The organism is Nonomuraea antri, assembly GCF_013283785.1.
Classification (GTDB): domain Bacteria; phylum Actinomycetota; class Actinomycetes; order Streptosporangiales; family Streptosporangiaceae; genus Nonomuraea; species Nonomuraea antri.
The window spans coordinates 1-21,126 of record NZ_JABCPZ010000059.1 but is presented as its reverse complement, the minus strand read 5'-3'; the positions used below and the strand labels follow the sequence as shown (position 1 = coordinate 21,126).

Below are 21,126 nucleotides of genomic sequence, written 5' to 3'. Positions count from 1 at the left end.
GTTCTTGGCAGGTTTGTCGACGGCGGTGATGCTCACCGGCTGTGCTGGTCTGGACGTGCAGTCCGCCGGCCCGGACACCGCGGGAGGAGGTAAGGCCGACAAGGGCGAGGTCGCGGACGCCCGCAAGAAGCTGGCCGACCTGGCGGTCAAGGGCCGCGCGCCGAAGACCGGCTTCGACCGCGACGAGTTCGGCCCGGCCTGGGCCGACGTCGATCGCAACGGCTGCGACACCCGTAACGACATACTCAAGCGGGACCTGGAGGACGAGACGTTCAAGCCGGGCACCCACGACTGCATCGTGCTGACCGGCACGCTGCGCGACCCGTACGGCGGCAAGACGATCGACTTCAAGCGTGGCCAGGACACCAGCATGGACGTCCAGATCGACCACCTGATCCCGCTGTCGGACGCCTGGCAGAAGGGCGCCCAGCGGTGGAGCGAGACCAAGCGCAAGGAGTTCGCCAACGACCCGCTGAACCTGCTGGCCGTGGACGGGCCGCTGAACAACCAGAAGAGCGACGCCGACGCCGCCACCTGGCTGCCGCCGCGCAAGGCGTACCGGTGCGCCTACATCAGCAGGCAGATCGACGTGAAGGCGAAATACGAGCTCTGGGTCACCGCGGCGGAGAAGAGCGCGATGGAGACCATTCTCGACGCGTGCTAGGAGAAATTTCCACTTATGCGTCCTTTGACGCATAAGTGCTCTTATGTGTCTTTTGGCACGGTTAATTGAGCAAGATGGCGGTTTTATCTGTGTGCAAGCCGGTGCGGGCCACAAGCGCGCGCCGGGAACCATTTCAAGGTCAAGGACACAGATCATGCGTTCCGCTAAGCAGCTTACCCGACTGACGCTCCTGACAGCGGCCTCCGCCGCGGTGCTCGGCCTATCGGCCGGACCCGGTCACGCGGCCTCACCCGGCACCGTCGACCTGACGAACGGGAAGATCACCTACACCGCCGGCGTCGGCGGGATCAACAGCGCTTCGCTCACCGTCTTCAACGGCCTCATCACCGTCTTCGACACCGAGCCGCTCAACTTCACCGGCGACTGCCAGCGGCTCAGCCCGCGCGCCATCACCTGCGGCACCACCGCCACGCAGTTCGAGGCCGACCTCGGCGACATGAACGACTCCTTCAGCGTCGGCGTCAACTTCCCCGGCAAGGTCAACGGCGGCGACGGCAACGACACGCTCATCGGCAGCACCAAGCAGAACGCCCCGCGCGCGATCACCTGGCTAGGCGGCACCGGGACCGACACGATGTCGTACAAGAGCAGCGAGCTGTCGGTGCGGGTCAGCCTGGACGGCGTCGCCAACGACGGCCGCAACATCGACGCCGACAACGTCGGCGGCGACGTGGAGAACATCGTCGGCACCACGCTCGGCGGCGACGTGCTGGTGGGCAACTCGGGCAGGAACGTGATCGACGACGCCGGCGGCGCCGGTGACAGGCTCATCGGCCTGGGCGGCAACGACCAGCTCCTGGCCAAGGACCTGGCCAAGGACACCGAGCTGAACTGCGGCCTGGGCGTCGACGAGGTCATCAGGGACAAGGCCCCGCTCGACCCCACGCCGTTCAGCTGCGAGACCGACCGGCAGTTCTGACCGGCCCTGCTGTTCTCTGCGTTCTGGCCGCTCCTCCTGCCGTCCGGCGCGCGCCGGACGGCAGGGCGTCCCCCCGGAGGGTCGGTCAGTCGTCGTCGTGGTCGTCGTGCTTGCCGTCGTGCTTGTCGTCGTCGTCGGCGTGCTGGTCGTGGTCGAGCAGCTTGCCGCTGGCGGAGTCGATGTCCAGCTCGTGCTCCGTGCCGGACTTGACCAGCTCGACCTCCCACACGTCCGGCCGGGTGCCGCGGCGGTCGTGCTCGACCCCGCGCACCCAGGCCCCGGGGACCTCCCGGTGCGCGATCTCGATGGCCTGCTCCGCGGTGACCTTCGGCGCGGGGGCCGGGGCGGCGGTGGCGGCGTAGGCGGCCCCTCCGCCCGCGACCAGGACGACGGCGCCGGCACCGGCGGCCAGGAACTTCTTGTTGATTCTCATGTCTGCAAAGAAACCGCGAATGATGGTAATCGCACGCTAAGGAGCAGTTAACACCACGTCAACGCGTGCCCCGCCGCCCGGCGGCGCGGCGACGGACAGCCGTCCGCCGGTGGACTCGGCCGTGCGCCTGGCGATGTCGAGCCCGAGACCGGTCGAGCCGGCCCCGCTGGTGCCCCGGTCGAGCAACGAGGGGTCGAACCCGGGCCCGGAGTCGGCGACCGTCAGCAGGGCGCCGTCCGGGTGAGACGCGAGACGTACGGACATGGCCACCCCCTCCGGGGTGTGCGCGAAGACGTTGCCGAGCAGGGCGTCGACACAGGCGGCCAGGTCCGCGGCGCTCACCCGCACCGGCAGCGGGCCGTCGGGCAGGGCGACCTCGACCTGCCTGCCCTGGTCCTCGGCCAGTACCGACCAGAAGCGGATCCGGTCACGCACCACCTCGGTCGCGTCGCAGGCGCCGCGCTCGGCCGTGCGGCGGCGGGCCTCGGTGATGACGGCGCTGACCGCGCGTTCCAGGTCGTCCACCCTGGCACCCAGCCTGGCGGCCTCCTCGGGGTCACGCAGCGACTCGGCGTCCAGGCGCAGGCCGGTCAGCGGCGTACGCAGGCGGTGCGAGAGATCGGCCGCAGACTCGCGCTCGGCCGCGAGCAGGTCGCCGATGCGCCCGGCCAGATGGTTGAGCGCGAGCGCCACGGAACGGACCTCGGGCGGACCGCCTGGCTCGGCCCTGGCCGCCAGGTCGCCGCCGGCCAGCCGGTGCGAGACCTTGGCCAGCCCGTCCACCGGCCGGGTGACGGCCAGCGCCAGCCGGTCGGCCAGCACGATGCCCAGCACCACCAGCGCCAGCCCGAGCAGCAGCAGCGCCAGCCAGGCCGCGCCCACGCCGCGCGTCAGCTCCGCCTCGCTCACGAACACCCTGACCACGGCCGTGCCCTGCGGCGACTGCGCCGACATCAGGACCTCCCTGCCGCCCTCGACCTCGGCCGTGACGCTGCGGCCCGTTGCGGCCAGCCGCACCGCGTCGGAACGCCGGGCCGGCACGCCCACGGTCTGCCCGCCGGGCAGGAAGACCGTCACGGGACCCGACGCCTGCTGCGCGGCCAGCGCCGGATCGGGCGACACGGCCACGGACTCGGCCGCCGCGGTGGCCCGGCTCATCGCGCCGTTCTCGGCCACGGCGCGGATCAGCAGCGCCATCGGCACCAGCAGCGCGATCAGCACCAGCGAGGTCGTCGCCGCCACCAGCAGCGCCAGCCACCGTCTCACGCCGCCCCCAGCGGCGTCGGCCACCGTCTCACGTCGCCCCCAGCAGCGCCGAACACCGTCTCACGTCGCCGCCCTGGTCACGCGGGCTCCGTCAGTTTGACCCCGACGCCGCGCACGGTGTGCAGGTAGCGCGGTTCCGCCGCGGTCTCGCCGAGCTTCCTGCGCAGCCACGACAGGTGCACGTCCACCGTCTTGTCGGCGCCGCCGTAGGGGAGCTGCCACACCTCCGTCAGCAGCTCGCGCTTGGTGACGACCTCGCCGGGACGCGCGGCCAGGTAGTGCAACACGTCGAACTCGCGCGGCGTCAGGTCCAGCGGCGCGCCGTCGAGCGTGGCCGTGCGGGCGCGCGGATCCACCCGCAGCGCCCCCACCTGCAACGGCTCCGGCGCGGCGCCGCCCGTCCTGCGCAGCACCGCCCTGATCCTGGCGTCGAGCTGCGCCGCGCTGTACGGCTTGACCACGTAGTCGTCGGCCCCCGCGTCCAGCACCGGCACCATCTCGGCGTCGCCGTCGCGGGCGGTCGCCACGATCACCGGGATACGGCTCACCGCGCGCAACATCCGCAGCAGCTCCGCGCCGTCGAGGTCGGGCAGCCCCAGGTCGAGCACGATCAGGTCAGGACGATCCTGGACGGCGAGCCGCAACCCGTCCATGGCCGTGGGGGAGGAGGAGACGGCATGGCCGAGCTCCCGCAGACCCCTGGTCAGGGCCATGCGGATCGCCACGTCGTCCTCGATGAGCAGGATGTCAGCCATTACCCCAAACCGTAGCCCGGCGCGGGGGCCGCGGCGGGCCGCCTTATCGTCGTCTTAACCCGGTCTTAGCCCGGCGTGGGGGAAGCTGGAGCGGTGAAGCGACTCGTGCTGGCCTGGGCCGTCACCGCCATCGCCGCCACCGGCGCGGGAGTGGCGGTGCTCGGCCTGCTCGGCACCGGGCTGAGCGGCACGTCCCAGCGGGTGATCAGCCAGCCGGAGGCCCGCGCCGCCCTGGCGTCGGCGACGGCGACCGTCACCGTTACCGCCACTCCCACGCCCACTGCCACTGCCACCGCCACTCCCACCGACGGGCCGAGTGCGGAGCCGTCGGCGGCGGGCCGGTTGCTGCGCAGCGCCGGCGGCACCGTGGTGGCCACCTGCGCGGGCGATCTCGTCACCCTCCGCTCGTGGAGCCCGGCGCAGGGCTACTCGGTGGACGGCGTCGAGCCCGGCCCGGCCACCACGGCCAAGGTCGAGTTCGAACCGGACGAGGGCGACGACGTGGAGCTGAGGATCACCTGCGTGTCGGGCCGCCCGGTCGCCCGCAGAACCTGACCGCGCGCTGTCACGCCTCCGCGCTCAGCACGCGCCGTCACGCCTCCGCGCTCAGTGCCGCCTTGGTCAGCTCGGCCTGCCGCCTGATCTGGGCGAGCACGATCGGGTTCAGTCCCTTCGACTCGAACACGGCCACCATCTCGTCGAGCACCGCGTTCGCCCGTCCCAACTCGCCCTGCCTGGCCTCGGCCCTGGCCAGGCGGCGCATCACCAGGTTCAGCGTGATGTTGTCGATGCGGGCCTCGCGGGCCACCGCCGTGAGCTGCTCGATGCCCTGCTTGGGGTCGGGCGGCCTGACCCGCAGCCGGCTGCCCGGCGTCAGCGCCTTGAACTCGCGTTCGGCGTTGAGCCCCTTGACCATGCGGGCGTACGTGGTCAGCGGGTGCGTGCCGTACCTGTCGATCAGCTCGTCGAGCGCCGCGTTGCCCGCGCGCAGCACCGGCGAGTCCGAGCCGAGCAGCGAGAACAGCTTGCCCTGGTCCTCGCCCAGCATCAGCTCGGCGACCCGGTGGTCGTCGCCGGTTACCGGGTAGCCGACCCTGATCAGGCAGTCGGGCGAGACGATGCGCGAGCCGTCGGCGGCCACGTACTGGGCGCGCACGTGATAGTCGCCGGGCTGCTGGAAGTAGTGACCGTCGCGGCCGTGCCCGATGTAGGCGCTGCGGTACATGGCCGGGTTGCCCGCGTCGAGCCGCACCGACGTCGCGGTGTCGACGCAGTGCCTGATCATCGGCCGGTACAGCACGGTCCCGCCGCCTGGACGGGTGATGCACACCTGGGTGAACTCGGTGTCGGGATGCAGGTGGCCGTGCGCCACGCGCGGCTCGCCCGCGCACGACAGCCGCAGCTCGACCACCACCGGCTCGCCGAACGCGAACGACTCCTTGGCCCGCAGCTCCAGCCGCAGCCCGGAGTGGTCCTCGACGGGCTGCTCGAACGGCTCGATCTCGGCCGCCCCGGTGCCGAACGCGTTGGCGCCCATCGCCACGTCGCGGTAGAAGCCGTGGCGCAGGTGCACCAGCTCGGCCTCGGTGAACTGGAACGGGAACGCCGCCCAGTAGCCGGGCTCGCCGCCCGGCTGGTAGTTCTGCACGTAGTTCATCCACGACAGGTCGCCGAACCCGCCGTGCGGCCCGAGCGGCTGCGGCGGCCTGGCCAGGTTCTTCTGCCAGGAGTGCAGCAGGTTGAACGCGTGCCCGAGTTCGTGCACGTACGTGCGTAACTGGGCCCGCTGCGCCTGCGGCGAGTCGCCCTTGATCGCGTCGTAGAACACGGCCGCGCCCTGCCGCTGGTGGCCGTCGTTGTAGTCGAACATGATGCCCCGGTAGCCGCCCACGTGCTTGTCGGCGACCAGCAGCCACACCCGCCACGCCACGGCGTCGCCGAACCTGCTGAACTGCTGGGTCATCGCGTGGTGCAGCTCGGCGTCGTCCCAGGCCAGGTCGGCGCCCGAGCCGTCGACCGGGATCACGCCCGGCTCGGCCACGGTCAGCTCGACGCCCGCCTCGGCCCACGCCGCCGCCACGTCCAGCGGGCGCGCCGGCGAGCCGGTCGGCCCGGGCAGGGTGCCCGTGTCGTACGAGACGAACGGCACGGTCCCCAGCACCGAGTCCTGTTCGAGCAGCACGCTGCGGAAGAACGGCGAGGCGAACGCCACCTCGTACGTCCGCCCGGCCACCTCGGCCCGCCCCGACCCGCCGGTGATCGTGATGCCGACGTCCTTGGCCGGGGTGGCGAACGTGAAGACGCCCCGGCCCTCGATGCGCGCCTGCTCGCCCTCGGCCTGGACGGTGGGGGAGCCGACCACGAACGAGCCGGCGTACGAGGTCGTCGCGCCGGCCACGGTGAACAGGTCACCGCTGACCCGCCCGGTCGGACGGGTGCCGTCGACGTCGACCCTGAGCTCCAGCCGCGAGTCGCCGTCCTGTCCCTGGTACAGCCCGCTGATCATGGCAGCTCCCTGGGGAATCGTCGTCCTACCCGGGAGACTTCTCCCGACGACCCGCCATGTCAACGGCTCCCGCGCACCTGCAGCGCCGCGAGCAGTTCCTCGGAGGCCTTGGTGATTGTCTCAACGGCCCGGTCGAACGCCTCGGCGTTGTGCGCGGCGGGCGCGCGGAATCCGGAGATCTTCCTGACGTACTGCAGAGCCGCGGCGCGGACGTCCTCTTCCGTGACGTCCTCGGTGTACGGCGGGCGAAGTGTCTTGATGCTCCTGCACATGCCTCAACGGTAATAGCCGATTCGCTGGCTTATCTCCCGCGCGCCCTCGGCGAGCAACGCGCCCACCTCGGGCAGCCGCTCGGGCGTCAGCCGGTACGACGGCCCCGACGCGCTCACGGCGGCCACCACGGCCCCGTCGCCGCCCCGGATCGGCGCGGCCACCGCGTTCAGCCCGACCTCCAGCTCCTCCACGGTGACGGCCCAGCCGCGCTGCCTGATCTCCTCCAGCCCGAGCGCGGCGGCCGAGGTGATCGTACGCGGGGTGTAGCGTTCCAGTTCGGCCGCCAGCAGCAGCGCGCCGAAGGCCAGCAGCACCTTGCCGCTGGAGGTGGCGTGCGAGGGGGTGCGCTGGCCGACCCAGTTGTGCCCGCTGATCGCGGCCGGTCCGCGGACCTGGCTGACGTTCACCGCGTCGCCGTCCTGGGGCACCGCGATGTTGACGGTCTCGCCGATGGACTCGGCCAGGCGCAGGCACACCGGCCGGCTCTCGCGCGACAGGTCGAGCTGGGCGGTGGCGGCCCCGGCCAGGCGTACGACGCCGAACCCGAGCCGGTAGCGCCCCCGGTCGCCGCTCTGCTCCACCAGGCCGCCCTGCTCCAGCGCGGCCAGCAGCCGGAACGCGGTGGACTTGTGCACGTCGAGCTCGATCGCGAGGTCCGTCACCCGCGTCGCGCCCTCACGGGCCAGGATCTCCAGGATCGCGATGGCCCGATCGACGGACTGAACCGAGCTGTTGCTCATAGCGCAACAGGATAATCTGTCGGCGGGCTGTGAGAGCCTCGATTCCATGGCAGAGACAATCGGTCATCCCGATGGCGCGCCCTGCTGGGCGCAGCTGCTCACCCGAGACGCCGGCGCCGCCGAGCGCTTCTACGCCGGGCTGTTCGGCTGGGAGTGCCGCGACCGGGGCGGCTGGGCGATGTGCCTGCTGGGCGGCCGCCCGGTGGCCGCCATCACCCCTGATCCGGCCGCCGACCGCGCGGCCTGGACGGTCCATCTGGCCACCGCCGACCTCACCGCCGCGCTGGCCAGGGTCGAGGCCGGGGGCGGCAAGCCGCTCGAAGGCCCGGTCCAAGGCACGGTCGAGGGCCACGCTGAGGGCTACGCGCTGGTCGCCGACCCGGCCGGGGCCACGTTCGCGCTGTTGCAGCCCGGCGCGTTCGCCGGGGCCGGCGCGCTGGCCGAGCCGGGCGCGATGAGCTGGGCCGAGGTCAACGTGCCCGACGGCTCGGCCGCCGACGCCTTCTACACCGCGCTCTTCTCCTACGAGCACGAGCAGGTGCCCGGCGGCATCGACTACGCGGTCTACTCCGCCGGCGGCCGGGCCGTGTCCGGGCGGCTGCTCATGGACGAGCACTGGGCGGGCGTGCCGCCGCACTGGATGATCTACTTCGACGTGGCCGACCTCGCCGCCGCCACGGCCAAGGTGGCCGAGCTGGGCGGGGCGGTCCCGGTGCCCGCGTTCGACACGCCGCACGGCCGGCTGGCCGTCGTCAACGACCCGACCGGCGGCTTCCTCACCCTGCGCCAGCCCGCGGGTCCCGAACACGCCTAGGGCGGGCTGAGTTCGGCGCCGAAGTCGAGCGCGATCTTCCGCATGCCCTCGGCCAGTTCGTCGCGGTCCAGCGCGTCGATGCGCTCGGCCGGGCCCGACACCGACATGGCCGCGATCACCCGGTCTCCGTCCCACACCGGCACCGCCAGGCAGTGCACGCCCAGCTCCTCCTCGCCCAGGTCCATCGCGTAGCCGCGAGACCTGACCAGGTCGAGCTCGGTGCGCATGGCGGCGACGTCGGTGATGGTGTTCGGCGTGCGCCGCGGCATGCCCGTACGCTCGAAGACCGTGACCGCCTCGGCGGCCGGCCGCCAGGCCAGCACCACCTTGCCCACGGCCGTGCTGTGCGGCAGCACCCGCCTGCCGACCTCGGCGAACATGCGCAGCCTGCGCGGCGAGGGCACCTGCGCCACGTAGACGATGAAGTCGCCTTCGAGCACGGCCAGGTTCGCGGTCTCGCCCGACAGCTCCACCATCCTCGACAGGTACGGCTGCGCCCACACCGCGACCATGCTCTCGGCGATGCCGCCCAGCCGGACCAGGCCGCCGCCCAGCGCGTAGCGCCGGTCCGACTCCTGGCGCACGTACCCGCGTGACAGCAGGGTCTGCAACAGCCGGTGAATGGTCCCGTACGGCAGCCCGGTCCTGGCCGCGATCTCCGACAGCCCGGCCTCGCCGCCGTGCTCGGCCAGCGCCTCGAGCACGTCGAGCGCTCGCTCGACCGACTGCACGCTCACGCGCACACCCCCGATTCCCCGTTCACAGGCGCACCCCGCGCAGCGAGGCGTCCAGCACCTCGGCCGTGTGCGCCACCTTGATGTCCGCCCCGCCTCTGCGCATCGCGGCCGCGATCTGCATGGTGCAGCCGGGGTTGGCCGACACCAGCAGCTGCGCGCCGGTCGAGCCGACGGCTTTGGCCTTCCTGTCGCCCAGGTCGCGGGCCGCCTCGGGCTGGAAGATGTTGTACGTGCCCGCCGAGCCGCAGCAGATCGCCGACTCGGGAACCTCGCGCAGCTCCAGCTCCGGGATGGCCGACAGCAGCTCGCGCGGCTGCGCCCGGACGCCCTGCGCGTGGGCCAGGTGGCAGGCGTCGTGGTAGGCGACGGTCAGCGGCAGCGGATGCCGCTCGGCCACGGGTCCCAGCTCGGCCAGGAACTCCGACAGGTCGGCGACCCGGAACCCGGGCTCGGCGCCGAGCAGGTCGCGGTATTCCTTCATGGACGATCCGCACCCGGCCGCGTTGACCACGACCGTGTCGACTCCGGCCCGCTCGAACGCCCTGATCGTCCGCCTGGCGAGCCGTTTCGCCTGGTCGGTACGTCCGGAATGGACGCTGAGCGCGCCGCAGCACCCCTGGCCCGGCGGGATGAGCACGTCGCAGCCCTCCAGCGCGAGCACCCGCGCGGTGGCCGCGTTGACCTGCGGGAAGAACTCGCCCTGCACGCAGCCGGTGAGCATCCCCACCACCGCGCGGCGCTCACCCCTGGCCCGCACCAGCCGGGGCAGCCGCTGGCGGCGCGTCACCCGGGGCGCGAGCGCGGCCATCGCCCCGAGGCTCGGATGCGCCCGCGCCAGGAACGGCGCCAGCCGCCCGGCCAGCCCCATCCCCGGGCGCAGCAGCCTGAGCCTGCGCGGGTAGGGGAACAGGCCGAACACCAGGCCGCGCACGGCACGCTCCTGCGGGTCGCGCACGTGCGTGCGTTCCACCTCGGCCCTGGTCAGCTCGATCAGCCGGTCGTACTTCACCCCGGAAGGGCAGGCCGTGACGCAGGCCATGCAGCCCAGGCAGGCGTCGAAGTGCCCGGCCATCTCCGGGGTCACCGGAGTGCCCTCGACGTGCTGTCGCATCAGGTGGATCCGGCCGCGCGGCGAGTCCATCTCCTCGCCCCACAACACGTACGTGGGGCAGGTGGGCAGGCAGAACCCGCAGTGCACGCAGTCGTTGATCAGTTTCGGGTCCACTTCAGATGCCTCCCGTGAACCGGCCGGGAGACATCCTGCGCCCCGGGTCGAACCGTTCCTTGACCCGCCGCATCAGCGGCAGGGCGCTCACCTGCCCCCACCGGTCGACGTCGTCGTGCGGCGTGGCGAGCACGACCACCCGGCCGCCCAGCGGTTCGAGCCGTTCGCGCAGCCCGGCGACCGCGGCGTTCAGCGCGCCGGGCTCGATGTCGCCCCACAGCTCCAGGCGGAAGCGGCCGCGCGCGGACGAGCCGCGCGGCGAGAAGCCGGTGCCGGCGACCTCGGCCAGCACCCGGCCGGCGCACGCGGGCGGGAAGCGCAGCTCGATCAGCAGGTCGTCGTTGAGGACCAGGCCCCACCACTCGGGCGGTTCGGTGGTCAGCGTGCCCCGGCCGAGCACGTCGCGCAGGGCCAGCGCGCGCTGCTCGGCCGCCGCGCCCTCCACCAGCACGGCCAGCGTCGCCTGGCGGCCGTCCAGGCAGTCGATCTCGACCGCGGCCGGCTCGGCCTGAGCGGCGGCCAGCGCGCCGAGCAGGTCGTCGGACAGCTCGGCCGCCCTGGTTTCGGCGACCAACCAGCGGCGGTCGGCAGGCAGCGGGTGCAGGCGGAACGTGGCCTCGGCGATCACGCCGAGCGTGCCGTACGAGCCGGTGAACAGCTTGCCCAGGTCGTAGCCGGCGACGTTCTTGACCACCTTGCCGCCCGACCTGGCGATCGTGCCGTCGGGCAGCACGACCGTGATGCCGATGAGCAGGTCGCGGGCGCCGCCGTGGCGGAACGCGCGCGGGCCGTCCGTCGCGGTCGCCAGCGTGCCGCCGACCGTCGTGTGCTCGGTGAACGGCACGTCCAGCGCCAGCTCCTGGCCCTCGCCCGCCAGGGTCTCGGCCAGCGCGGACATCGTCACCCCGGCCTGCACCCGCACCACGAGGTCGCCCGCGGCGTGTTCCAGGATCTCGTTCATGCAGCACAGGTCGAGCAGCACGTCGCACCGCTCGGGCGGGTGTCCCCAGTGCAGCTTGGTGCCGCCGCCGGCGGGGACCACCGCGAGGTCGTGCTCGGCGCAGGCACGCAGGACGGCGGCGATCTCCTCGACGGACTCGGGGAGCGCCACCCAGCGCGGCCGAACGCCGGCCACCGCGTCGTCGGCGCCGGCCCGCCTGAGGGTCACACCCGTGCGCGAGAGCGCCTCGTCGGGCATCAGAACTGTTCCGCCTTCCCCGACATCAGAACTGTTCCGCCTTTCCCGACTCGACCAGCGGATGCACGCCTTTGCGTACCCCGGGGACCTCGCCGCACAGCCGGGGCGTGGGGAACACCTTGCCCGGGTTCGACAGGCCGCGCGGATCGAACGCGCACCGGACGAGCTGCATCGTGTCCAGGTCATCGTCCGTAAACATTTTGGGCATATATCGGGATTTATCCACCCCAACCCCGTGCTCGCCCGTGATCGAGCCGCCGTGCTCGATGCACAGGTCCAGGATCGCGCCGGAGACCGTCTCCGCCCGCTCGGCCGCGCCAGGCTCGGCGTCGTCGAACAGCACCAGCGGATGCAGGTTCCCGTCTCCGGCGTGGAAGACGTTGGCCACCCTGATGCCGTGCTCGGCCGACAGCCGGTCGATGGCGGCCAGCACCGCGGGCAGCGACGTCCTGGGCACCACCCCGTCCTGGACGATGTAGGCCGGGCTGATGCGCCCGACCGCCGCGAACGCCGACTTGCGGCCCTTCCAGATCGCCGCCCGCTCCTCGGCGCCTGCGGCCACCCGCAGCTCGAACGCCGCCGAGCAGATCTCCCTGAGCTGCTCGAACTGCCCGGCCACCTCGGGCTCGGGCCCGTCGAGCTCCACGATCAGCACCGCGCCGGCCCCGCGCGGGTAGGAGCAGGCCACGGCCGCCTCGGCGGCCTCGATGGACAGCGCGTCCATCATCTCGATCGCGGCGGGCACGATGCCCGCGCCGATGATCGCCGAGACCGCCTTGCCGCCCTGCTCGATGCTCTCGAACGCGGCCAGCACCGTGGTGACGGCCTGCGGCGCGCGGCTGAGCCGGACGGTGATCCTGGTGGCGATGCCGAGCGTGCCCTCCGCGCCGACGAACGCGCCGAGCAGGTCGTAGCCGGGGTCCATCCGGTCGAGCGTGACCAGGTCGCCCTCCGGCGTGACGATCTCGCACGCCTCGACATGATTGACGGTGAAGCCGTACTTGAGGCAGTGCGCGCCGCCCGAGTTCTCCGCCACGTTGCCGCCGATCGAGCAGATCTGCTGGCTGGAGGGGTCGGGGGCGTAGTAGTAGCCCTGGTCGCGCACGGCCTCGGTGATGGCCAGGTTGGTCACGCCGGGCTCGACGACCGCGCGCCGGTTGGGCAGGTCGATCTCCAGGATCCGGCGCATCCTGGAGGTGACGATGAGGACGCCGTCCTCGTGCGGCAGCGCGCCGCCCGACAGCCCGGTGCCCGAGCCGCGGGCCACGAAGGGCACCCCGAAGTCATTGCAGACCCGGACGATCCTGGCGATCTGCTCGGCGGTCTCCGGCAGCACCACCACGCCCGGGGTGGCCCGGTGGTTGGTCAGGCCGTCGCACTCGTAGGTACGCAGGCGCACCGGATCGGTGATCACCGAGTCGGCGGGCAGCAGGGTGCGCAGCGCCGCCGTCAGCGTGTCGAGCATGGTGCCTCCCGCGCGATCGCCGTCCCGTGACCGGCCCCGGGGTGGGGCCGGTCATCTCTGGTTATACCGGTACGGTCAGGGCATCTGCTCGTACGCCGGCAGGGTCAGGAACTCGGCGAAGTCGTCGTCCAGGGCCACCTGCTTGAACAGGGCCGTGGCCTGGGCGTACAGGGCCTCGTCGTAGCCGGGCTCGGCGGCGAGTTTGGCCAGTTCCTCGCCGATGATCCGCTCGACCAGTTCCTTCGTCACGGTCTGCCCGGTGTCGGCCAGGGTGATGTCGTTGTGTATCCACTGCCAGATCTGCGAACGGGAGATCTCGGCCGTGGCGGCGTCCTCCATGAGGTTGTGGATCGCGACCGCGCCCAGCCCGCCCATCCAGGCGGCCAGGTAGCGCAGCGCCACGTCCACGTTGTTGCGCAGCCCCGCCTCGGTGATGTCGCCCGGGGTCTGTGAGACGGCCAGCAGGTCGGCGGCCGAGACGGCGACGTCCTCGCGCAGCCGGTCGAGCTGGTTCGGGCGCGAGCCGAGCACGCCGTCGAACACCTCGCGGCAGACCGGCACCAGGTCGGGGTGTGCCACCCACGAGCCGTCGAACCCGTCGCCGGACTCGCGCGTCTTGTCCGCCCGCACCTTCTCCAGCGCCACCGCGTTCACCTCGGCGTCGCGCCGCGAGGGGATGAACGCCGCCATCCCGCCGATCGCGTGCGCGCCGCGCTTGTGACAGGTGCGCACCAGCAGCTCGGTGTAGGCCCGCATGAACGGCGCGGTCATCGTGACCGCGTTGCGCTCGGGCAGCAGGAACTCGCGGCCCCTGGTGCGGAACTTCTTGATCACGCTGAACAGGTAGTCCCAGCGGCCGGCGTTCAGCCCCGCCGAGTGGTCGCGCAGTTCGTGGAGGATCTCCTCCATCTCGAACGCCGCCGGGTACGTCTCGATCAGCACGGTCGCCCTGATCGTCCCCCGGGGGATGCCGAGCAGGTCCTGGGCGCGCGTGAACACCTCGTTCCAGAGCCGCGCCTCCAGGTGCGACTCCATCTTGGGCAGGTAGAAGTACGGCCCCTTGCCCTTGTCGATCTGCCGCTTGGCGCAGTGGAAGAAGTAGAGGCCGAAGTCGAACAGGGAGGCCGCCACCGGCCGCCCGTCGACTTGGGCGTGCTTCTCGTCCAGGTGCCAGCCGCGCGGCCGCACCACGATCGTGGCCAGCTCGGCGTCCGGCCTGAGCGCGTACGTCTTGCCGCCGGACTCGAAGTCGATCGTCCGGTCGAGCGCGTCACGCAGGTTGACGTGGCCGGCGACGCAGTTCTCCCAGAGCGGGGAGTTGGCGTCCTCGAAGTCGGCCAGCCACACCTTGGCGCCGGAGTTGAGCGCGTTGATGGTCATCTTGCGGTCGACCGGGCCGGTGATCTCGACGCGGCGGTCCTCCAGGCCGGGCGCGGGGGGCGCGACCTGCCAGTCGGACTCCCTGACCTCCTTGGTCTCCGGCAGGAAGTCGAGCATGCCGCCCGCCGACAGCTCCGCCTGCCGCGCCTGACGGGCGTCGAGCAGCTCCAGCCGTCTGGCGCCGAACTCCCGCTGCAGCGTCGCGACGAAGTCGAGCGCCTGCGGCGTGAGGATCTCGTCGAACCGGTCGAGCATCGGGCCGGTGATCTCCACGATGGCCCCTTTCCGCTATATGGAAAACGAGTTCTGAATGATGGAAGTGAAGCTACTTCATAGGGGGATCCCGGTCAAAGGTCAGGGGGTCGGCCCTGGGTCGGGTCGGGGTGATCCCGGATGCCGGGCGGCCGGGATCGCGCGAGGATGGCAGGCATGAAGAAGACTCTGATCGCGGGCGGCTTCCTGGCTTCCGCGGCTCTGCTCACGGGCTGCGGCATCTCCGCCATCGGCGGTCCCACCAACCACGACAACGTCTCGTACGCGGTCAAGGAGAAGGTGGCCACGCTGCGCGTCGAGACCGGCGCGGGTGACGTCGAGATCACCGAGACGGGGACCACCGAGATCAAGGTCACCGAGAACCTCTACTGGAACGACGACAAGCCCGAGGCCGAGCACCGGGTCGAGGGCGACACGCTGGTGGTCAGCTACAAGTGCCCGAGCAGCTGGGGCAACTGTGGCGTGAACTACGTGATCGAGGTGCCCAAGGGGCTGCGCGTCAAACTGGACTCCGGCTCGGGCGACCTCACGCTCCGGTCGCTGAGCGGTGACCTCGAGGTCAACGTGGGCTCGGGGGAGATCGACGGCAACGGGCTGGCGGGCAAGAAGTTCCTGGCCGAGAGCGGTTCTGGCAACCTGGAGCTGAAGTACGCCTCGGCGCCGGAGAGCGTCGAGGTCGAGACCGGCTCGGGCGACATCACGCTGCGCGTGCCCAACGAGGGCTACAACGTGCGGACCGACCTGGGCTCGGGCGACACCAAGGTCGACGTCAAGAACGACCCTGGTGCGCCGCGCGCGATGACGCTTCGGTCGGGGTCCGGCGACGTCAGCGTGTTGGCCGGATAACCGGGTGATTACCTCGGGGATGTCTGCCACGATGTGGGAAGACACCGAGGTGTCCAGACGTTCCCTCATAGAGATGACACGAATGCACGAATACACCGCGCTCGACGAGTTCGAGAACGGCGACATGGACCTCGAGGAGCGCCAGGCGCTGCGCCGCGTGGCGGGCCTCTCCACCGAACTCCAGGATGTCTCCGAGGTCGAATACCGGAAGCTGCGGCTCGAGCGGGTCGTCTTGGTCGGCGTCTGGACCTCAGGCACCGTGGAAGACGCGGACAACTCGCTGCTGGAGCTGAAGCTGCTGGCCGAGACCGCGGGTTCCGAGGTGCTCGAAGGGCTCGTCCAGCGTCGCCAGAAGCCCGACCCGGCCACCTACATCGGCTCGGGCAAGGCCCTTGAGCTGCGTGACGTGGTCGAGTCGACCGGCGCCGACACGGTGATCTGCGACGGCGAGCTGACCCCGGGTCAGCTCCGCCAGCTCGAAGACATCGTCAAGGTGAAGGTCATCGACCGCACCGCGCTGATCCTCGACATCTTCGCCCAGCACGCCAAGAGCCGCGAGGGCAAGGCCCAGGTCGAGCTGGCCCAGTTGCAGTACCTGCTGCCGCGCCTGCGCGGCTGGGGTGGCAACCTGTCCAGGCAGGTCGGCGGCCGCGCCGCGGGCGGCGTGGGCATCGGCGGCCGTGGCCCGGGTGAGACCAAGATCGAGCTCGACCGGCGCCGCATCCGCGAGCGCATGTCCAAGCTGCGCCGCCAGATCGCCGGCATGTCCACCTCGCGCGACACCATGCGCCAGCGGCGCCAGAGCCGCGAGGTGCCCGCCGTGGCGATCGCCGGTTACACCAACGCCGGCAAGTCCTCGCTGCTCAACCGCATCACCGGTGCGGGCGTGCTGGTCGAGGACGCGCTGTTCGCCACCCTCGACCCGACCGTGCGCCGGGCGCGCACGCCGGAAGGCAGGCTCTTCACGATCGCCGACACCGTCGGCTTCGTGCGCCACCTGCCGCACCAGCTCGTCGAGGCGTTCCGCTCCACGCTGGAGGAGGTCGCCGACGCCGACCTGATCCTGCACGTGGTCGACGGCTCGCACCCCGACCCGGAGGGCCAGCTGGCCGCCGTGCGCGAGGTGTTCGCCGACATCGAGGGCGCGTCCGACGTCCGCGAGATCGTCGTGATCAACAAGGCCGACGCCGCCGACCAGGAGGTGCTCGACCGGATCATGCGCCGCGAGCGCGACAGCATCGTGGTCTCCGCGCGCACCGGCAAGGGCGTCCCCGAGCTGATGGCGCTGATCGAGCGCGAGCTGCCCAGGCTCGACCACGAGGTGCTGCTCCTGGTGCCGTACCAGCGGGGCGACCTGATCTCCCGGGCCCACAAGGAGGGCGAGGTGCTCGCGGTCGAGCACGTCGAGGACGGCACGATCCTGCACGCCCGCGTGCTGCCCAGCCTGTTCCAGGAACTTGAGCGGGTGGGTAAGCCGGTCGAAAGGGTCTTTTAGTCCCTTTTTGGGCAGCTCTGATGTCAGAGCTGCCCAAATGCCGCAGTGGTCCCAGAACCTGTGGGTTGATAGGATTGTCTAGACCAGACCTGATATTGGGCTGGTCTTGGGTGTTCTAGCTTCTTTGGTACGGATGATGCCTGCTGCACAACACATCGACAGCGGGGGCAGTGGTGACAAGGTGGGGCTGGGTGACGGTTGGGATGAGTGGTCTTTCTTCCGAATAACCCTGTACAGCAAGCCCACCTGTGAAATAACGTAACTGAACTGAAATCGCCGGATCATGGCTTCCGGCGATACGGTCACCGCACAGCTTTTCGCGGATGAGAGCAGGAGACCCCCCATGTCGTCCGGACCCGGAGCGGACTCAGTGGGCGCGGCCCAGGCCGTGCGCTGGGTGCCGCGTCCGCGCGGGGCGGTGATGCCGTGACCGTTCGGCTGCTGACCAACATCGGCCGGCTCTGGACCGGCAACGAAGTCCTGAGCAACGCGGCCATCCTGGTGCACAACGACCGCATCGCCTGGGTCGGGCGCGCGCCCGACCTGCCGCAGAGCGTGCCCGGCGTCGTCGACGACATCGTGGACGTCGACCACGTCGAGAACCTCGGCGGCGCGCTCGTAACGCCCGGGCTCATCGACGCGCACACCCACCCGGTCTACGCCGGCAACCGCTACGCCGAGCTCGCCATCCGCACCGGCGGCTCCAGCGCGGCGTCCATTACCGCGGCCGGCGGCGGCGTGGGCTCCACCGTCACCGTGACCCGCGGCACCGACCCGTGGACCCTGTGCAACGGCGTGCGCGAACGCCTGCGCGGCTGGCTGCTCAGCGGCACCACCACGGTCGAGGCCAAGACCGGCTACCACCTGACCCGCGACGGCGAACTGGCCGACGTCCGGCTCCTGCGCGAGCTGGAGAAGGAGCCGATGATGCCGCGGGTGCACGTCACCTTCCTCGCGGCGCACGTCGTCCCGCCGGAATACTTCGGCCGTCAGCGCGAATACGTCGAGGCCGTGGGCGCCTGGTGCGCCGACGCGGCCGCCGCCGGGGCCGACAGCGTCGACGTCTACTGCGACGAGGGCCACTTCACCACCGAGGAATCCCGCTGGGTCCTCGCCTCCGGCCGCAACGTCGGACTGCTGCCGCGCATCCACGCCGGCCAGTACAGCCGCCGCGGCGCCGTCCAACTCGCCGCCGAACTCGGCTGCGCCTCCGCCGACGGCCTGCACCACATGTCCGACGAGGACATCGCGATCATGTCCAGGTACGGGGTGCCCGCCGTGGTCTGCCCCGCGACGGCGCTCCAGCGCGGCCACCTGCCGCCGGTCCGCCAGATGATCAAGCACGGCGTGCAGATCGCGCTCGGCAGCGACCACAACCCCGGATACTGCGGCATCACGTCGATGTCGCTGGTCATCGCGATGGCGGTGTCGGCCTTCGGCATCAGCGTCAACGACGCGCTGCGCGCCGCGACGCTGGGCGGGGCCACCGTGCTGGGCGCGCCGGACCGCGGCGTGCTGGCGCCGGGGCGGCTGGCGGACATCGTCCAGTGGGACGCCGACCACGAAGGCGCGTTCGCGTGGTCGTTCGGACTGAAGCCGCGCCGGGTGTGGCGGGGCGGGACGCCGGTGCAGTAGCCGGGCTCGCTGGGCGATCGGCCGGGTAGCTGATCTCGCCGGGTGGCTGATCCCGTCGAGTGGCTAATCTCGGAGTATGCCGCCTTCGGTGTTCATCGTCACGGATTCGACCGCTTACCTGCCTGCTGTGCCGGGGGTCGTGGTGGTGCCGGTACAGGTGCTGTCCGATGGCGAGTCGTACGACGAGGACGCTTTGGGCTGGGAGAGTGTGTCCGTGGCGGGGGACGTTCGTCCCGATGCGGGCGGTCGTTTCCGCGCGCACGGCCACGTTCACGCCGAGGCCGAGCACCCGGAAGGCCTCCCCGCTAGCGGCCGGTTGCGTGCGGACCGCGATGCGCGTGCCGACGGCGGTGCCCGTGTGGACGGCGGTGCCCGCGTGGAGGGCGGCCTTCACGCCGAGAGCGGCCCCCACACCGATGGTCGTTCGCACACCGACGGCCACCCGCACGTAGAGGGCCGCTCGCACGCCGAGGGCGGTGCCCATGCCCAGGGTGGCCCCAACACCGGTGGTCGCTCCCGTGCCGATGGCAGTTCCCGTGCCGATGGCAGTTCCCATGCTGAGGGCGGTTCCCGTGCTGAGGGTGGCCAGCGAACGGAGGGTCACGCCCAAGCCGGCGACCAGCCCCAAGCCGGGGGTGGCTCCCACGCCATGGGTCCCCAAACTGTCGGTTACCCGCACGCCGCGGACGGTTCCCACGCCGAGGGCGGTCCCCACACCGGTGGTCGCTCCCATGCTGAGGGCGGGCTTCGTAGGGAGGGTCGCTCCCAGACCGGCGGCTACCCCCACGCCGAGGACGACCCCGAAAGCGGCGGCTACCCTCATGCCGAGAGCGGGTCCCAAGCTGACGGCCACCCCCGAGGTGATGACGGTCGCCCCCACACCTGCACTTCCGCCTCCACAGCCTCCACAGCCTCTTCAGCCATGGACACGGCAGCCGCTGCGGACATGACCACAGGGCCCTCGGCAGGCGATTCTGTGGGCCATTTGGAGAGAGGCCCCCTGAAGGGACCTGGGAACGGGCCCGGGAACTGGCCTGGGAGCGGGCCTGAGGAAGGCCGCAGGGAAGCTCAGAGGGAAGCCCAGAGAGAGGATCATGGGGAAGTTCGCGGGGAAGGCCACGGGGAAGGCCGTAGGGATGGTCACGAGGAGCGTCGTGGGAGTGTGAGCGGCATCGTAGGGGACTTGTCCGCCGCCACCACGTCCCGCCCGTCACCGTCCCGCTTCGCCGCCTGCTACGCCGCACTCGCCGAGGCCGGCGCCACAGGAGTGGTCTCGATCCACCTATCAGGCGAACTGTCCGGCACAGTCGAGTCCGCGATGCTGGCCGCCAAGGACGCCCCCATCCCGGTGGAGGTCATCGACAGCCGTTCGATCGCCATGGGCCTCGGCTACCCCGTACTGGCCGCCGCCAGGGAGGCCGCGGCAGGCGGCACGCTGGAGTCGGTCGCCAGGACGGCCCGCCGCCAAGCCGCCGCCACCCGGACGTTCTTCTACGTCGACACCCTCGAATACCTGCGCCGCAGCGGCCGCATCGGCACGGCCGCCTCCTTGCTCGGCTCGGCCCTCATGATCAAACCCCTGCTGCACCTCACCGACGGCCGCATCACCCTGCTGGAGAAGGTCCGTACGTCCGCCCGCGCCATCGCCCGTCTCGAAGACCTGGCCGTCGCGGCGGCAGGCGACGGCCCGGTGGAGGTCGCTGTGCAACACCTCGCCGCACGGGAACGAGCAGAAGCCCTGGCCGAACGCCTCCCCAAACGGTTGCCCGGCCTGGTGGAACTGCGAGTGGTGGAGATGGGCACGGTGATCGGCGTCCACGTCGGCCCCGGCCTCCTCGGCCTGACCGTCACCCCCGCGTCCACGTAAGGACCGCACTCGCTCAGAACCCCACACCGCCCGAGCAACACCGGCCTCCGTCCCCAGGAACCCCTGCGACCAACAGAAGCGGCAGCCAGCGGGAAAGACCGGGCGGAGGGGGAGGCCCAGCGGCGAGGCGCCCGGCAGCAAAGCGAAACCGGCCGCTTGAGCTTCACCGATGAAAGCCGGTAGCCGCCACAGACGACAGGCCCAGCAACTGGAAGCGCTTCAATCGGAAGCTCTTCATGCAGAGGCCCGCAGCGAGAAGCCTTTCCCTAGGAGGCCCTTCACCGGGAGGCCCTTTACCAGGAGGCCCTGCAGCAGGAGGCGTGTGAGGAGCCGGTGACTCGTCAGCAGCAGCGGGCGGCTCATCAGCGGCAACGGCTGACTCATCAGCGACAGTCAGCCAGACCCCGCAATTGCGAGCACTCAGCCAATCCAACACCGCCGTCCACAACCACTCGAACCCGCCGCCGACTTATCCCCAGAACCCCGTTCGAAGCCAGAGCGGCGCGCCCCGAACACTTAGGTTCTCCACGTGCGCGCCCAACCCCCAACCGTGGAGCAAGCCATAGCCGAATCCCGGCTGCGGTCGATCCTCGCGCCCACGCACAAGTCCCGCC

At 71.3% G+C, this 21,126-nt stretch carries 19 protein-coding genes; 8 read left to right on the top strand and 11 right to left on the bottom strand.

The window, feature by feature from the left end; translation table 11 throughout:
• The first annotated feature begins 13 nt into the window (after positions 1-13).
• Both HII36_RS20765 and HII36_RS20760 read left to right on the top strand, forming a co-directional pair.
• Positions 14-664, top strand: coding sequence for an HNH endonuclease family protein (locus HII36_RS20765; protein WP_236003691.1), 651 nt, complete (start codon positions 14-16; stop codon positions 662-664).
• Positions 665-818: 154 nt separating this feature from the next.
• Positions 819-1,604 carry a hypothetical protein gene (locus tag HII36_RS20760; protein ID WP_173524891.1) on the top strand — a complete coding sequence of 262 codons (786 nt, stop codon included), beginning with the start codon at positions 819-821 and terminating at the stop codon, positions 1,602-1,604.
• A gap of 85 nt (positions 1,605-1,689) precedes the next feature.
• Here the strand turns inward: HII36_RS20760 and HII36_RS20755 are convergent, their stop codons facing one another.
• The 3 genes from HII36_RS20755 to HII36_RS20745 all read right to left on the bottom strand — a co-directional run bounded on the left by HII36_RS20755 (position 1,690) and on the right by HII36_RS20745 (position 4,058).
• Complete coding sequence (locus HII36_RS20755; RefSeq protein ID WP_173524890.1) at positions 1,690-2,037, bottom strand: PepSY domain-containing protein; 348 nt, start codon at positions 2,035-2,037, stop codon at positions 1,690-1,692.
• Between the two features lie 36 nt (positions 2,038-2,073).
• Positions 2,074-3,303, bottom strand: coding sequence for a sensor histidine kinase (locus HII36_RS20750; protein ID WP_173524889.1), 1,230 nt, complete (start codon positions 3,301-3,303; stop codon positions 2,074-2,076).
• 77 nt (positions 3,304-3,380) lie between these two features.
• A complete protein-coding gene (locus tag HII36_RS20745) occupies positions 3,381-4,058 on the bottom strand; it encodes a response regulator transcription factor (RefSeq protein ID WP_173524888.1) in 678 nt (225 codons plus the stop codon).
• 93 nt (positions 4,059-4,151) lie between these two features.
• Here HII36_RS20745 and HII36_RS20740 point away from each other — a divergent pair, with 93 nt between their 5' ends.
• Positions 4,152-4,613 (top strand): hypothetical protein, encoded by a 462-nt coding sequence (locus tag HII36_RS20740; RefSeq protein ID WP_173524887.1) that lies wholly within the window; start codon positions 4,152-4,154, stop codon positions 4,611-4,613.
• Between the two features lie 37 nt (positions 4,614-4,650).
• Here HII36_RS20740 and HII36_RS20735 read toward each other — a convergent pair whose 3' ends face one another.
• From HII36_RS20735 to HII36_RS20725, 3 genes are read right to left on the bottom strand one after another with little or no spacing between them, the layout of a single operon-like run.
• Positions 4,651-6,564, bottom strand: a complete 1,914-nt coding sequence (locus HII36_RS20735) for a hypothetical protein (protein ID WP_173524886.1) — start codon at positions 6,562-6,564, stop codon at positions 4,651-4,653.
• 59 nt (positions 6,565-6,623) lie between these two features.
• A complete protein-coding gene (locus tag HII36_RS20730; protein ID WP_173524885.1) occupies positions 6,624-6,836 on the bottom strand; it encodes a DUF2277 domain-containing protein in 213 nt (70 codons plus the stop codon).
• A 3-nt stretch (positions 6,837-6,839) separates the two neighbouring features.
• On the bottom strand, positions 6,840-7,577 hold the full coding sequence (locus HII36_RS20725; RefSeq protein WP_173524884.1) for an IclR family transcriptional regulator: 738 nt from the start codon (positions 7,575-7,577) through the stop codon (positions 6,840-6,842).
• A 46-nt stretch (positions 7,578-7,623) separates the two neighbouring features.
• On the opposite strand from HII36_RS20725, the gene HII36_RS20720 reads away from it, so the two are divergent.
• Positions 7,624-8,391 (top strand): VOC family protein, encoded by a 768-nt coding sequence (locus HII36_RS20720; protein ID WP_173524883.1) that lies wholly within the window; start codon positions 7,624-7,626, stop codon positions 8,389-8,391.
• On the opposite strand, the gene HII36_RS58710 is transcribed toward HII36_RS20720, so the two are convergent.
• The 5 genes from HII36_RS58710 to aceB form a co-directional block, all read right to left on the bottom strand.
• Positions 8,388-9,122: an IclR family transcriptional regulator gene (locus tag HII36_RS58710; RefSeq protein WP_407940820.1), complete on the bottom strand. Its 735-nt coding sequence runs from the start codon at positions 9,120-9,122 to the stop codon at positions 8,388-8,390. The genes HII36_RS20720 and HII36_RS58710 overlap by 4 nt on opposite strands.
• A gap of 28 nt (positions 9,123-9,150) precedes the next feature.
• Positions 9,151-10,353, bottom strand: a complete 1,203-nt coding sequence (locus HII36_RS20710; RefSeq protein WP_173524881.1) for a (Fe-S)-binding protein — start codon at positions 10,351-10,353, stop codon at positions 9,151-9,153.
• A 1-nt stretch (position 10,354) separates the two neighbouring features.
• Positions 10,355-11,551, bottom strand: a complete 1,197-nt coding sequence (locus HII36_RS20705) for an FAD-binding oxidoreductase (protein ID WP_173524880.1) — start codon at positions 11,549-11,551, stop codon at positions 10,355-10,357.
• A gap of 25 nt (positions 11,552-11,576) precedes the next feature.
• A complete protein-coding gene (locus HII36_RS20700) occupies positions 11,577-13,016 on the bottom strand; it encodes an FAD-linked oxidase C-terminal domain-containing protein (protein ID WP_173524879.1) in 1,440 nt (479 codons plus the stop codon).
• Positions 13,017-13,091: 75 nt separating this feature from the next.
• Positions 13,092-14,669, bottom strand: a complete 1,578-nt coding sequence (gene aceB / locus HII36_RS20695; protein WP_173524878.1) for a malate synthase A — start codon at positions 14,667-14,669, stop codon at positions 13,092-13,094.
• A gap of 156 nt (positions 14,670-14,825) precedes the next feature.
• Here aceB and HII36_RS20690 point away from each other — a divergent pair, with 156 nt between their 5' ends.
• The 4 genes from HII36_RS20690 (at position 14,826) to HII36_RS20675 (ending at position 20,512) form a co-directional block, all read left to right on the top strand.
• Positions 14,826-15,515 carry a DUF4097 family beta strand repeat-containing protein gene (locus tag HII36_RS20690; RefSeq protein WP_173524877.1) on the top strand — a complete coding sequence of 230 codons (690 nt, stop codon included), beginning with the start codon at positions 14,826-14,828 and terminating at the stop codon, positions 15,513-15,515.
• Between the two features lie 82 nt (positions 15,516-15,597).
• Entirely contained in the window at positions 15,598-17,010 is a 1,413-nt protein-coding gene (hflX, locus tag HII36_RS20685; protein ID WP_173524910.1) for a GTPase HflX, read from the top strand.
• Between the two features lie 426 nt (positions 17,011-17,436).
• Complete coding sequence (hutI, locus tag HII36_RS20680; protein WP_173524876.1) at positions 17,437-18,645, top strand: imidazolonepropionase; 1,209 nt, start codon at positions 17,437-17,439, stop codon at positions 18,643-18,645.
• A gap of 1,162 nt (positions 18,646-19,807) precedes the next feature.
• On the top strand, positions 19,808-20,512 hold the full coding sequence (locus HII36_RS20675) for a DegV family protein (protein ID WP_328807802.1): 705 nt from the start codon (positions 19,808-19,810) through the stop codon (positions 20,510-20,512).
• The last annotated feature ends 614 nt before the right edge of the window (positions 20,513-21,126 follow it).